The sequence below is a fragment of the Arthrobacter sp. zg-Y895 genome (assembly GCF_020731025.1).
Classification (GTDB): domain Bacteria; phylum Actinomycetota; class Actinomycetes; order Actinomycetales; family Micrococcaceae; genus Arthrobacter_B.
This window is the reverse complement of sequence record NZ_JAJFZY010000003.1, coordinates 681,859-694,972: the sequence shown is the minus strand read 5'-3', so window position 1 is coordinate 694,972 and position 13,114 is coordinate 681,859. Positions and strand designations below refer to the sequence as shown.

The window sequence follows — 13,114 nt, the reverse complement described above, 5'->3', positions numbered from 1 at the left end:
GTAATATCTCCTGCTTGTGCACGCAGGTCCAGAGGTGCCGCACAGCCGCACCCCCGTGCCGCGAGGGGCCGGGAATAGGGAAATTCCGTCATATTTACAGAAATCGCAAGCAGGCTGATAAATTGTTTGGCCGGGCACAAGACTTCTTCGAATATTCGATGAATGCGGAACCCGGAAAATTGTCCCTGCATAACTTGTTCTTCCAAAAGGTCCGGCATGCCCATGTTTTCCATTCCGCGCATCGGCCGGCAACGGACGTCCATTCCGGACTGGCCGGCCCTTTTCCACTGTTCCCCGTCCGGGTACGTTGTGGTTTCCGGGCAGGGCGTCATCCTGGAATCAAACTCCACTTTCGCGGCTTGGATCGGCAGGAACCGGAGTGCGCTCGCAGGCACCGTTTTTGCTGATCTCCTTTCGCCCGAAGACCTGCTGGAATACCAGCGCTGGAGCGCGGCACTCACTGCAGTACCTGCAGCGAATCTGAGCGTCGACTTCAACGGAGCTGGAAGCACCAGGCTGCCGGCCCACATCTCGGCGGTCCGGACCGCCTCCCGCGGCCGCACCATGGACCTGATCACGGTTTTCCCCATGCCCGGAAGGCGCAGGTATGAACGCGACCTGGTTGACGCGCTCCAGCAGGCCGAAGCCGCAGAAGCTGCGCGCGGTGCTGCCGAGCGTGCGGCCAAGGAGCGGGAATCACTGCTGAAAACCATCCTGGACACGGTGGACGTGGGGGTGCTCGTGGTGGATGACGAAGGACGGGAAATCCTCGCCAACGCCCATATGGAGGCCAGCCGGACCATCTTGGGGGCCGAAGACCTGAGCGACTTCGAGTCCGGAGTGTGGTCTGTTTACGGTCCGGACCGGATCACACCGCTTCCGGACGAGCTGCTCCCCATCCGCCGTGCCGTTGCCGGTGAATCCTTTTCGCAGCAGATCATGTGGATCGGCACCGGCGAGGGCAAGATGGCGGTCAGCGTGTGTGCGCGCCCGGTGCGGAACGGAGGGGACTTCAAATGCTCGGTCCTGGCGTTCAGTGACGTCACCCAACTGGTGCGCGCGCTGGCGGCACAGGGTGAGTTCGTGGGTAATGTGTCCCACGAACTGCGAACACCCCTGACATCCATCCTCGGTTACCTGGATATGGCCCTGGAAGAAGAAGGACAGTTGCCCGGCACTGTCGAATCGGCCCTGCAGGCAGCGGTTCGAAATTCCGAGCGGCTGCTGCAGCTGGTCTCCGATCTGCTGTCCGTGGCATCCGACAGCGGCGCGATGGAACTGCAGGAAGTGGATCTGGCTTCCACCGTCACAGCCGCCGCGGATTCCTTCCGCCCCCACGCTCGGATCAACGGGGTGGAAATCGGTGTGGAGGTAGCGGCCGGGCTGCGGGCCGTGGCGGACGAAGACCGGATCCGGCAGGTGCTGGAGAACCTGGTGTCCAATGCCGTCAAGTTCTCGCCCGGCGGCGGAACGGTGCGGATCGGGGCGCGGAGGCAGGATGAAACCGTGGTGATTGAGGTCGCCGACACCGGCATCGGCATGACGCCGGCGGAACAGGAACAGGTCTTCAGCAAGTTCTTCAGGTCCGGCCAGGTTCTCACCGCGGCCATCCCCGGGGCAGGGTTGGGCCTGGTGATCACCCGCAGGATCGTGGAAGAGCACGGGGGCAGTATCGACTTCAGCAGCGAGGCGGGGCGGGGAAGCGTCTTCACCGTGAAGCTTCCGGCGGCCGGACCGGGTTCAGGCTTGCAAAGTTAGTAAGTCTGCTTATCGTTAAGGGGCCAGATCCGGCTTCAAACGAGGAGACTGTCCAGTGCGAGCGATGGTGTACCGAGGGCCCTACAAGGTGCGGGTGGAAGAAAAGGACATACCGCCGGTCGAGCATCCCAACGATGCCATCGTGCGGGTCACCCAGGCGGCAATCTGCGGCTCCGATCTGCACCTTTACCACGGCCTGATGCCGGATACCCGGGTCGGCACGACGTTCGGCCACGAGTTCATCGGAGTGGTTGAGGAAGTCGGATCGTCCGTGCAGAACCTCAAGATCGGGGACCGCGTGATGGTCCCGGCCAACATTTACTGCGGATCCTGCTACTTCTGCGCGCGGGGGCTCTACTCGAACTGCCACAACGTCAACCCCAACGCCACGGCCGTAGGCAGCCTCTACGGCTATTCGCACACCACCGGCGGTTACGACGGCGGCCAGGCGGAGTTCGTCCGGGTCCCGTTCGCCGACGTCGGGCCCTCCATCATCCCCGACTGGATGGACGAAGAAGACGCCCTGATGTGCACCGATGCACTCGCCACGGGCTACTTCGGCGCCCAGCTGGGGGACATCGTCGAAGGGGACACGGTGGTGGTTTTCGGTGCCGGCCCGGTGGGTTTGTACGCCGCCAAATCCTCCTGGCTGATGGGTGCCGGCCGGGTGATCGTGATTGACCACCTGGACTACCGGCTCGAAAAGGCCCGGACCTTCGCCCACGCCGAGACCTACAACTTCACCGAGTACGACGACATTGTGGTGCACATGAAGAAGATCACCGACTACCTCGGCGCCGACGTCGCAATCGACGCCGTGGGAGCCGAGGCTGACGGCAATTTCCTGCAGCAGGTTACGGGCACGAAGCTCAAACTGCAGGGCGGGTCCGCAGTGGCACTCAACTGGGCGATCGACTCGGTACGCAAGGCCGGCACCGTGTCCGTCATGGGCGCCTACGGTCCGCTCTTCAACGCCGTGAAGTTCGGCGACGCGCTGAACAAGGGCCTGACGCTGAACATGAACCAGACGCCGATGAAACGGCAGTGGCCGCGCCTGTTCGAGCACATCAAGGCCGGCTACCTCAAGCCCAGCGAGATCATCACGCACCGGATTCCGCTGGAACACATCGCCGAGGGCTATCACATGTTCTCCGCCAAGCTGGATAACTGCATCAAGCCCGTCATCGTCCCCGGTTCCTGAAAGGAAGGACACTGCAATGGCCTACACGCCGCAAAAGCCGACCCGAACCCCCTCCAGCGAGGAACTGCGCGCGCGGATCCCGGGCTGGGGCGTTGACCTGGATCCCCGGGACCGTCCTGCGGTGCCCAAGCTGCAGTTTGATCCCACCCGCAGCGGCGCGCATTGGGAATTCCCGGAACGGCAGGAAGAAAAGTTCCCGCGGGAGCGCTCGATCGAGCACAAGTTCCTCACCCCGGTGTTCGGCACCGCCTGCCCGCCCAAGGGACTGTCCGGCGTGATGCGCCGGTACGCCTACCGCCGGTACAGCGAGGCCCGTGCGGCCCACTGGCTGATCCTGCTCGCCGCGGACCGGGTGGACGCCGTGGAGAGCCATCTGGCTTCCTTCGCGACCCTGCACCCGGACAATCCGATCACGGAGACCGGGGTGCTGAGCGAGTTCACCCGCCGGCTTCTCTTCCCGGGCGGGCCGGAAGCGGGCGGACGTCAATCACCAGTGGATCGACCCGATCATCGTCGGCGGCCCGTGGCTGCTGGCCGGCGCGGGGGCGGCTACCGCCGTCGGCGCCGTGGTGCGCCGGCTGCGGAAGTAACGCCGGCTGCGGAAGTAACCCGGACCCGGGCACGCCTTCGTCGTGTCTGCCGTTGGTCCTTAGTAGGAATACCGGAGAGGTCCGAATCGGTTAAAACACCACACGGGACACTTGAGGTGGCGGGAGATCATGGACGGCAGGGGTGTTGAGCAGTACCGGCGCAGGATGGAACGGGCCGCGCGGCTGCGGGCCGCGGCGGCCGGCGGAGGGCTCGACGATGAAGACCTGGAACGTGCGGAGGCCGAAGAAGGGCTGCGGCACAAGCGCCGGAAGGTCGACGACGCCGCCAAGGCCGATTATCTTGTCCGGGATGCCATGGCACGGGGCGATTTCGACAACCTGAAGTACGCCGGGAAACCTATCCCTAATCTGGGCGACGGCCATGATCCGGACTGGTGGATCAAGGGGCTGATGCAGCGCGAGAACGTGACTGGATTAGGACCCAAGGCCATCCTGCTGCGCACGGAAGACGCGGAACTGGACGCCCGGCTGGACACGCGGTGGACCGAAAAGCAGGTTCGCGAGATCGTCCAGGATTTCAATGCGCGTGTCATCGATGCGCGCCGCCAGCTCGAAGGCGGCCCGCCCGTCGTTACGCGCACCCGCGACGTCGGGCAGGAAGTGCAGCGCTGGCGGGAACGGAAGGCCGAGGCGGCCGAAAAAGAAGCCGCCGCCGCTCCGGAACCGGAGCCGCGGCGGCCTTGGTTCAAACGCAGACGCTAGGCGCTAGACGGTGGTGGCGTCGTGGACTTCGCCCACCAGCTCTTCGATGATGTCCTCGAGGAACAAGACGCCGGTGGTGTTGCCCTTGGCGTCAAAGACCCGCGCCACGTGGGCGCCGGTGCGGCGCATGGTGGCCAGGGCATCCTCCAGCTCGCTGCCCCGGTAAGCGGACGCCAGCCGGCGGATCCGCTTGGCGGGCACCGATGCGGCGAACTCGTCCGGCGTGGTGAGGTCCATAACGTCCTTCAGATGAAGGTAGCCGTCGGGGTCGCCGTCGTCGTTGGTGAGGATGTACCGCGAGTAACCGTGGACGTCCACGGCCTGCTGCAGGTCCGCGGGGGTTGCGGTCTCGGGCAGCAGCACCATCTGGCTGATCGGAACCTCGACGTCGGCCACGGTCTTCTCCGTGAACTCGAAAGCGGCCGTCAGGGTGCCGCTGCGGTCCGAGAGCACCCCGTCACGCGTGGACTGCTCCACGATGTTCGCGACCTCGTCGAGGGTGTAGGCGCTGGTGGCTTCATCCTTGGGTTCCACCCGGAACAGGCGCAGGACACCGTTCGCTATGCCGTTCAGGGTCCAGATGATCGGACGGACAATGCGGGACACGATCACCAGGGGCGGAGCCAGCAGCAGTGCGGCGCGGGTGGGCACGGAGAACGAGATGTTCTTCGGCACCATTTCACCCACCACCACGTGCAGGAACGTCACCAGCAGCAGCGCCACCACAAACGCGATAATCCCAATGGCGTCTGCGGACAGCGGAGTCAGGCCCAGCGGGATCTCCAGCAGGTGGTGGATGGCCGGTTCCGAGACATTCAGGATGACCAGGGAACAGACGGTGATGCCAAGCTGGCTGGTCGCCAGCATCAGCGTGGCATGCTCCATGGCCCACAGGGTGGTTTTCGCGGCCTTGCTGCCGGCTTCGGCCTTGGGCTCAATCTGTGACCGGCGCGCCGAGATCACGGCGAATTCAGCACCGACGAAGAACGCGTTGACCACCAGCAGCACTACGAGCCAGATGATTCCGGGCAGGTATTCACTCATGGGTCAGGTCCTTGGTCAGCGAGTCGACAATGCGGTCATGGGCGCTCACCGGGGTCTCCAGCGAGCCCGACGGGGTGAAGCGCAGGCGTTCGATGTGGTTTCGGATCACCCGTTCCACCCGGAGCGTGCCGCCCTCGATTTCCACTTCGTCGCCCAGCTCCGGCAGCCGGTCCAGTACGTCCGTGACAAAGCCGGCGATGGTGTCATATTCCTCGCCGTCGGGAACCTCGACGCCGGTGCGGTCCAGGAGTTCGTCCGGCCGCAGCGCGGCGTCGAACGTGATGGCGCGGCCCGTGCGGACGACGCCGATGCGCGCGCGGTCGTGTTCGTCCTCGAGTTCGCCGACAATCTCTTCCACGAGGTCTTCGAGGGTCACGATGCCGGCGGTGCCGCCGTGCTCGTCCGACACGATCGCGACCTGCAGGCCCTGGGCCCGCAGCAGTCCCAGCAGGGTGTCAACGCCCATGGACTCGGGTACATGCAGCGGTTCCACCATGAGTTCTGCGGCAGTGACGGAGGTCCGTGCGGCCAGCGGCACGGCGAAGGCCTGCTTGAGGTGCAGTACGCCCAGAACGTCGTCCGAATCGCGTCCGATCACGGGGAAGCGGGAATAGCCGGTTGCCGTGGCAACGGCGACAACCTGCTCGGCAGTGTCGGACTCGTGGACCGTCCGCATGCGGACCCGGGGGGTCATAACGTCTGCCGCGGAGTGCTCGGCGAAGCGCAGGGTCCGGTTCAGGAGCACGGCGTGGTCCAGGTCCAGCACGCCTTCCAGGGCTGAACGCCGAACCAGGGAACTGAGTTCTTCGGCGCTGCGTGCACCCGAGAGCTCTTCCTTGGGTTCGATGCCGAAGGACCGGATGATGGCGTTCGCCGTGTTGTTGAACAGCAGGATTACGGGCTTGAACACCGTGGTGAAGACGGTCTGGAAGGGCACTACCAGCTTGGCGGTTGCCAGGGGGAGGGCCAGGGCAAAGTTCTTGGGAACCAGTTCGCCGATGATCATCGAGAAGATGGTGGCGAGGAAAATGCCGGCCACGGCACCGATTCCCGGCACCATCCCCTCCGGCAGGCCCAGCGCCGTGAGCGGGGAGCGCAGCATCGAACTGATTGCCGGTTCAAAGGTGTACCCGGTCAGCAGGGTGGTCAGGGTGATGCCCAACTGGGCGCTGGAAAGATGGGTGGAGGTGATCTTCAGCGCGTTGATTGTGGGATTGAGGCGTTTCTCGCCCTTGTCGCGGCGGGACTCAAGGTCCGCACGGTCCAAATTGACGAGCGCAAATTCGGAGGCGACAAACAGTCCGGTGCCGACGGTGAGGAACAATCCTACGCCGACCATGAGCCATTCATACATGGGGCTGCCCCTCTCTCGTGATAGCCGTTGCAGCCGGAGTGGGCACAGTCTGCAGATCGGTCAGGACGGGGAGGGGCATGGGTTTATGTGAGGGAGGGTCATCCATAGTCCAAGGAATGTTACAGGATGGACCTGTTTCCTGTTCCAAGGTTTCCTTCAGGTTATAGCCGGAAACCACGTCAATGCCTACCAGCTGCCCTGCCCATGCCGATAGGTGGGCTCGTGGTTGGTGGAGGCAGCCACCCGGTGCTGGCGCACCAGACAAAACGGGTCATAAAGTTCAATCCCCAGCCGGCCGGTGCCGGGCACGGGCTGGCAAAAGCAGGTGCAGGGAAAGTTCACGGGCGCCTTTCCGGGCCCTCGCATCAAGGCCCTCGAAGTTCTCTTGATCCGCAGCGGAGGGTCCCCGCGGGAAGCGGAAACCGTCCTACTTTCCTTGATACAACGCCAGCGCGTCCTGAGCCAAAACGGGCAGTTTCCGCAGCCGTCCCGTACCTCCGCACGCCGGTGGCATGCGGAAGGACGGGAAGCGGCGGCCGGGAACTAGCTGGTCGCCAGCTCCGGCTCGGTAACCGTTTCCATCAGGACGGAATCGAGCAGGTCGCCGGCGTCCTCCGCTGAGGAGGACCGGGCAAGGGCAAGCTCGGAGACGAGCAGCTGCCGGGCCTTCAGCAGCATCCGCTTCTCCCCGGTGGACAGGGGATGGGTCCGCTCGCGGCACCACAGGTCACGGACAACTTCTGCGATCAGGCGCAGTTCGCCGGTGGACATTTTGCCTTCGTTGGCCTTGAACCGGCGGGACCAGTTGTCCGGTTCCATCCCCACCGGACCGCGCAGCACTGCAAAGACGGCCTCTACGCCGGCTTCGTCGATGACGGAACGTACCCCTACGTCTTCGGCGTTGTCGGCCGGGAGCTTGATGGTCAGTTCAGTGGCGTGGACGCGGAAGGTCAGGGTTTCCCGCTCCACCCCCTTGACTGTCATCGGGGAAATATCGGTAACGGTGACGGCGCCGTGGTGCGGGTACACCAGGGTCTGCCCGACGGTGAAATTCAAAATGACGTCCCTCTGTTCAAATGGTTCCGAGCTTGCTTCGGAAGCGGGCTCCCGAGACCGCTTGGACCTGTCCGGGCCGGTCACCAGTGAAGGGTGACGGCCGGGCGCGCGGGCAATAGAGAAGGAGTCAATTTCCAGGCGGGAGGTGCGGATCTTGCTGAAAAGGTTGACGGATTAGTCGTTGACTGTCCGGCTCGCGGTCCCCACGCTGTCCCGTCAGCTTATCCTCCCTGCGCAAGTGCCTGCTTTTCCGGGCCGCCGGCAGAGCTTGTTGCCGCCGCACGGCGCACTTGTCGTACCGGCTTCGCACAGACAAGGCACAGTCCCAGCACAGGGTGGAGACAGCAGGGAAAATACCGGGACGCAAAAGGGAACTTTGCGCTTACGCTTGACCCAGCCACCGGCACCGAGCCAAAAGGACGTATTCATGGCACACGTTTCGTCCCAATCGCCCACGGGTAATCTTCCGCGCCTCGCGCACCCGGACGGCAGTCCGATCCGGGCGCTGGTGGTCGACGACGAGACCAGCCTCGCGGAGCTTGTTGGCATGGGTTTGCGGATGCTGGGTTGGAATGTCGTTACTGCAGGAGACGGACTCGGTGCGGTTTCTGCTGCCCGTGAATTCCGGCCCGACGTCCTGGTGCTGGACGTGATGATGCCCGGGGTCAACGGGCTTCAGGCCCTGCAGAAGATCAGGTCCTTCCTGCCGCAGGTTCCCGCTCTGTTCCTTACCGCCAGGGATGCCGTGGAGGACCGTATCTCCGGGCTGGCCGCCGGCGGGGATGACTACGTAACCAAGCCGTTCAGCATGGAGGAACTGATGCTCCGCCTGCACCGCCTGGTGCAGCGTTCCGGGGCCGCGGCGTCGGGCTCGGACGAACTGGTGGTCGGCGACCTGGTGATGAACCTCGAAACCCGCGAGGTCAGCAGGGGCGGGGAGGACATTGCCCTCACGAACACCCAGTGGGAGCTGCTGCGGTACCTCATGGAAAACCCGAGGCGGGTGCTGAGTAAGGCGCAGATCCTGACGAATGTCTGGAACTACGATTTCGGCGGCCAGGCGAACATTGTCGAGCTGTACATTTCCTACCTGCGCAAGAAGATCGACGTCGGACGCCCGCCCATGATCCATACGGTCCGGGGCGCCGGCTACGTGCTTAAGCCGGCGGCCCCATGATCCAGGCGGGTACTCGTCCGGCTGCCGGGGGATCGCAAATGCGCAGCCATCCGCTGCGCACCAAGCTCATACTCACCACACTGGCGCTCCTGACAGTGACCTGTGCGGCGTTGGGCATTTTCAGCCACGTGGCCATGGACCGGTATCTCACCGGAGTGCTCGACGACGGCTTGGAACGAGCTGCGGCCCGAGCCGGGTTCCGCCTCGCCCAGTCTCCGGGCGAGTATAAGTCGCCCCAAAAGGAGTTGGCCCCGGGTGCCGCCGGTAAGGACAACGGAGCCGGGGGGCGGGGGGACGGCAGCGACTACCAGTCCGGCCATCGCCCGGGCTCCCTGAATGCCTTCTTCGAGGACGGGGTTGCCCGCCGATCCACGCTTGTGCTTGAGGACGGCACTGCCGTTTCCCTGAACGGGGCGGACCTGGACCTGCTGGCGGGAATGGATCCGGCCCGCGGCCCCCAGGACATGAACCTGTCCAGCGGGCATTACCGGCTGGATGCGTTCCCCGTCCCGGCCGGCGCCGGGAACGGAATGCTGGTCACCGGACTTTCAACGGCGCAGCGGGAGAGCACCCTGGCCTCGCTCGATCTGACTATGGTCGTCCTGTCCCTGGCAGGCCTGCTCGTCACCGGGTTTGCAGGCACGGTGATCATCCGCCGCTCGCTGCGCCCGCTGGATGAGCTGGCCGCCGTCGCGACCTCCGTATCCAAGCTGCCGCTGGCCTCCGGCGAGGTGGAAATCCCAGTCCGCGTGCCCCCGGCGGCGGCCCGGCCCGGGTCCGAAGTCGGAACGGTGGGGATGGCCCTGAACGGCATGATCGATCACGTTACCAACGCCCTGCGCGCCCGGCAGGCCAGCGAAACGAAGGTGCGGCGGTTCGTTGCCGACGCCAGCCACGAGCTGCGCACGCCGCTTACCTCTATCCGCGGGTACACGGAGCTGGTCCTGCTCAGCGAACACGTCAGCCCTCCGGGCCGGGCCGCGTTGGAACGCGTGGACAGTGAGTCCAAGCGCATGTCCGCGCTGGTTGAAGACCTGCTGCTGCTGGCGAGGCTGGACGAGGGGCAGCGGGGCGAGCGGGCCGACGTCGACCTCACCGAACTGATCGTGGAGGCAGTCAGCGACGCGCAGGTCTCCGCCCCGGAGTACCAGTGGACGCTGATGCTGCCTGATGAACCGGTAGTGGTGTCCGCCGTCGAGTCCGAGCTGCGGCAGGTGCTTATTAATCTGCTTTCCAATGCCCATAAGCACACGCCTCGGGGGACCCGCGTGGAAATCGGACTGCAGGCGGGAGCAACCTGGGCCACCTTGACGGTGACGGATGACGGCCAGGGGATAGATCCGGACTTCATCGATTCCCTGTTCTCCCGGTTCAGTAAGGCCGATTCCGCCCGGACGGGGAATACGAGCAACACGGGGCTCGGCCTGGCCATTGTCTGTGCCCTCGTTGCGGCCAACGAGGGGACCATCGAGGTCGAGAGCAAACCCGGCCGCACCAGCTTCACCGTGGTGCTGCCGCTCGCTGGTGCGGTAGCGGTCTGAGCCCGTGGGGCAGTTATTCGGCCAGCCCGATCCAGTACCGTCGCGTGCCGTCCCGGCTGTCCTCATAGACTCCGCCGTTCTTCTCGATGACCGCCCGGGATCCGGCGTTGTTTTCCGCGCAGGTGACCAGCACCCGTGCAATGCCCAGCTCACGGGCAACCGGCAGGGCGTCCTGAAGCGCCCGTGTGGCATGCCTCCGCCGTCGTGCGGAGGGCCGGACGCTGTATCCAATGTGGCCACCCTGCTCGAACAGGAAATCATTCAGGGTGTGCCGGATGGCAAGCGAACCCAGGAATTCATCACCGTCCACGAGCCACAGATAGGTGCAGGGCACAAAGCCTTCCTGCCGCGGTGTGTCCGGGAACCGTTCCTTGACCAGGCCGTCGACGAAATCGGCAAAGTCCCCGGCAATTTCCGTGCGAATGCGCTCTTTCGAGGTGTCCCCGTACACGCCGGAACCGTCCATCCTCTCGCCGTTGAATTCTTCGGCTGCGGCCAGCCAACTGTTCCGGAAACGGACATCGGGGGTAATCAGGGTTGCCATTGGGGAATTGTACGGCCGTTTAATTTGGTTGGTTTATAGGAAATCAACCAAATGGGCAGGATTACCAGCCCATGGGATGAAAGACTGCCGTTTCATCCGAAAGTCGGTTGGGGGCGGGATAGCTTCGGGGCCATGACTCAATTCCTGAATTACACGCGTACCTGGGGCGCCCCGGCGGCAGCCGCAGTATTTCTGGTGCTCTGGATTATCGGCGAGGCGGGTCGGATGGGCGGAGACTTCTTAACCTGGTCTGGCGTGTTCCCGCTGCTGGCCTTCACTTTGGCCATAGGGCTTGCCTCACGGTTTGCCTATGCTGCAATGCTCATTCCCGCTGCCGTCCTTGGTGCGCAGCTACTCCGCGCGGTACCGCCGTTGGAACCCAATACCTGGCCGATTTACCTGGGCTCCGCCGTCGTTCTCTTTTTTGCCGCGTTCTCGGGAGACAAGTGGCAGCGGGTGGCTGGAATTGCCACCGCGCCTTTCCTCGCCGCCACCATGTCCTACCTGATGCTAAACAGAAGCTACTCGGGAGGAGTTGGCTGGCTGCCGGTTTACGGTGTCTCGTGGCACACAATGCGGGATTTTTGGATTCTGTATACCTCCTTCTTGCTGGTCCTCCTGACCGTTGGGTGGCTGGCCGGCTACGCACTTCGGGGCTGGGAGGAGCGCCGCACCCTGTCGGCGGAACGGACGGCGGCCGTGGACACGCTGAAGGCCACCGAAGTGGATCTGATCGTGGAACAGGAGCGCACCCGGATTTCCCGCGACCTGCACGATGTCCTGGCCCACTCGCTGGCGGTAATCGCGGCCCAGGCGGACGGATCCCGGTATCTGGGCAAGGATCAGCCACAGCCTGTGCTTGACGCGCTGGAGAACATAGCTTCGTCTGCACGCCGCGCCCTGACGGATGCCCAACGCGTGATCGAGGGGGTGGGCGACGGCGGGTCCGCTCTCCCGCAACCGAGGCTGGAGGATATTGAGAAACTGCTGGAACAGCAGGGCAGCAGCCTGCTGGTGGAGAGCACCGAATCCGGAACCCCGGTGGAACTTCCGGAGGGCCAGCAGATGGCCGTCTTCCGGATTGTCCAGGAGTCCTTGACCAATGCCCTGCGCCACGGCGGGACAGGCACGCGGGTAACCGTGCATCTGGATTGGAGCGGTCCCGGACTTTCGCTGCAGATAGCCTCCTATGCGGATCGACCCGGAAAACCGGACACCGGAGCCATCACGACGGCTGGCACCGGCCGCGGCATCCCCGGCATGCGGGAGCGGGCCCACCTTGCCGGTGGGTGGCTTACGGCCGGTCCGGACGGAGGCAGCTTCCGGGTAACCGCGTTCCTTCCCTACGGCCTGGCTCTAAGTGCTCCGGGCGCGGAGATTTACGCCGCGGAGCTGGTGGGCGCAGATGAGTGAGGCTAAGGCCGGCGCCGCCCCCATCACTGTGGCATTGGTGGATGACCAGCCGCTGTTCCGGACCGGTATCCAAATGCTGATCCGCTCGCAGCAGGACCTGGCCTACTGCGGCAGCGCCGGCAACGGGATGGAAGCCGTGGAACTGGCCGAAGCCGCGTGCCCGGACATCATGCTGATGGACCTGCGCATGCCCGTGGTGGACGGCATCACAGCCACCCGTCGCATCATGGCAGCAGCGGACGAAGCCGGGCGGGAGCGGCCGAAGGTGATTGCCCTGACCACCTTCAACCGGGACCAGGCCGTGGTGGAGGCCGTCCGCGCCGGCGCCAGCGGCTACCTGCTCAAGAGCGCCGAGCCGGAGTTCCTGCTTTCCGCCATCCGGACCGTCTATGCGGGCTATTCCGTGGTGGCCCCCGGATCGGCCCATGACCTCTTTGCGCATCTCACCCGCAGCGCGGATCCGGCGGAACCGGACACGGCGGCCATCGCCGAGCTGACCGCGCGGGAAAAGGACGTGTTCCTGCTCGTGGCCAAGGGGCTCAGCAATGCGGACATTGCGGGCAGCGTGTTCCTTTCAGAGGCCACGGTGAAGACGCATATCCGCCGTATCCAGGACCGGTTGGGTTTGGCTACGCGGATTTCGATGGTGGCCTTCGCGTATGAGCACCGGCTGCTGGGCTAAGAGGGCTCCCGCAGACAGGAAACCGACCGTA

Annotated in this window: 11 protein-coding genes and 1 pseudogene; 8 read left to right on the top strand and 4 right to left on the bottom strand. The window is 64.6% G+C overall.

Going from position 1 to position 13,114, the window contains the following annotated elements; translation table 11 throughout:
• The first annotated feature begins 216 nt into the window (after positions 1-216).
• The 4 genes and pseudogenes from LJ760_RS05020 to LJ760_RS05005 all read left to right on the top strand — a co-directional run bounded on the left by LJ760_RS05020 (position 217) and on the right by LJ760_RS05005 (position 4,272).
• Positions 217-1,758: an ATP-binding protein gene (locus tag LJ760_RS05020; RefSeq protein WP_227920133.1), complete on the top strand. Its 1,542-nt coding sequence runs from the start codon at positions 217-219 to the stop codon at positions 1,756-1,758.
• Between the two features lie 55 nt (positions 1,759-1,813).
• Positions 1,814-2,959, top strand: coding sequence for a zinc-dependent alcohol dehydrogenase (locus LJ760_RS05015; RefSeq protein ID WP_227920131.1), 1,146 nt, complete (start codon positions 1,814-1,816; stop codon positions 2,957-2,959).
• A 16-nt stretch (positions 2,960-2,975) separates the two neighbouring features.
• Positions 2,976-3,549: pseudogene (locus LJ760_RS05010) on the top strand (hypothetical protein).
• A gap of 129 nt (positions 3,550-3,678) precedes the next feature.
• Positions 3,679-4,272 (top strand): J-domain-containing protein, encoded by a 594-nt coding sequence (locus tag LJ760_RS05005; protein WP_227920129.1) that lies wholly within the window; start codon positions 3,679-3,681, stop codon positions 4,270-4,272.
• A gap of 3 nt (positions 4,273-4,275) precedes the next feature.
• Here LJ760_RS05005 and LJ760_RS05000 read toward each other — a convergent pair whose 3' ends face one another.
• From LJ760_RS05000 to LJ760_RS04990, 3 genes are all read right to left on the bottom strand, one after another.
• A complete protein-coding gene (locus tag LJ760_RS05000; RefSeq protein ID WP_227920127.1) occupies positions 4,276-5,316 on the bottom strand; it encodes a hemolysin family protein in 1,041 nt (346 codons plus the stop codon).
• Entirely contained in the window at positions 5,309-6,670 is a 1,362-nt protein-coding gene (locus LJ760_RS04995; RefSeq protein ID WP_227920125.1) for a hemolysin family protein, read from the bottom strand. Before LJ760_RS04995 ends, LJ760_RS05000 begins: the two co-directional genes overlap by 8 nt.
• 543 nt (positions 6,671-7,213) lie before the next feature.
• Positions 7,214-7,726, bottom strand: a complete 513-nt coding sequence (locus LJ760_RS04990) for a CarD family transcriptional regulator (RefSeq protein WP_227920123.1) — start codon at positions 7,724-7,726, stop codon at positions 7,214-7,216.
• Positions 7,727-8,153: 427 nt separating this feature from the next.
• Here LJ760_RS04990 and LJ760_RS04985 point away from each other — a divergent pair, with 427 nt between their 5' ends.
• Together LJ760_RS04985 and LJ760_RS04980 are read left to right on the top strand one after the other, a co-directional pair.
• Positions 8,154-8,903 carry a response regulator transcription factor gene (locus tag LJ760_RS04985; RefSeq protein ID WP_227920120.1) on the top strand — a complete coding sequence of 250 codons (750 nt, stop codon included), beginning with the start codon at positions 8,154-8,156 and terminating at the stop codon, positions 8,901-8,903.
• Between the two features lie 38 nt (positions 8,904-8,941).
• Positions 8,942-10,444 (top strand): sensor histidine kinase, encoded by a 1,503-nt coding sequence (locus tag LJ760_RS04980; RefSeq protein ID WP_227920118.1) that lies wholly within the window; start codon positions 8,942-8,944, stop codon positions 10,442-10,444.
• A gap of 13 nt (positions 10,445-10,457) precedes the next feature.
• Here LJ760_RS04980 and LJ760_RS04975 read toward each other — a convergent pair whose 3' ends face one another.
• On the bottom strand, positions 10,458-10,988 hold the full coding sequence (locus LJ760_RS04975) for a GNAT family N-acetyltransferase (RefSeq protein WP_227920115.1): 531 nt from the start codon (positions 10,986-10,988) through the stop codon (positions 10,458-10,460).
• A 132-nt stretch (positions 10,989-11,120) separates the two neighbouring features.
• Between LJ760_RS04975 and LJ760_RS04970 the strand changes: the two genes are divergently transcribed.
• Together LJ760_RS04970 and LJ760_RS04965 are read left to right on the top strand one after the other, a co-directional pair.
• Entirely contained in the window at positions 11,121-12,401 is a 1,281-nt protein-coding gene (locus tag LJ760_RS04970; RefSeq protein ID WP_227920112.1) for a sensor histidine kinase, read from the top strand.
• Positions 12,394-13,083, top strand: a complete 690-nt coding sequence (locus LJ760_RS04965) for a response regulator (RefSeq protein ID WP_227920108.1) — start codon at positions 12,394-12,396, stop codon at positions 13,081-13,083. Before LJ760_RS04970 ends, LJ760_RS04965 begins: the two co-directional genes overlap by 8 nt.
• Positions 13,084-13,114 lie beyond the last annotated feature (31 nt).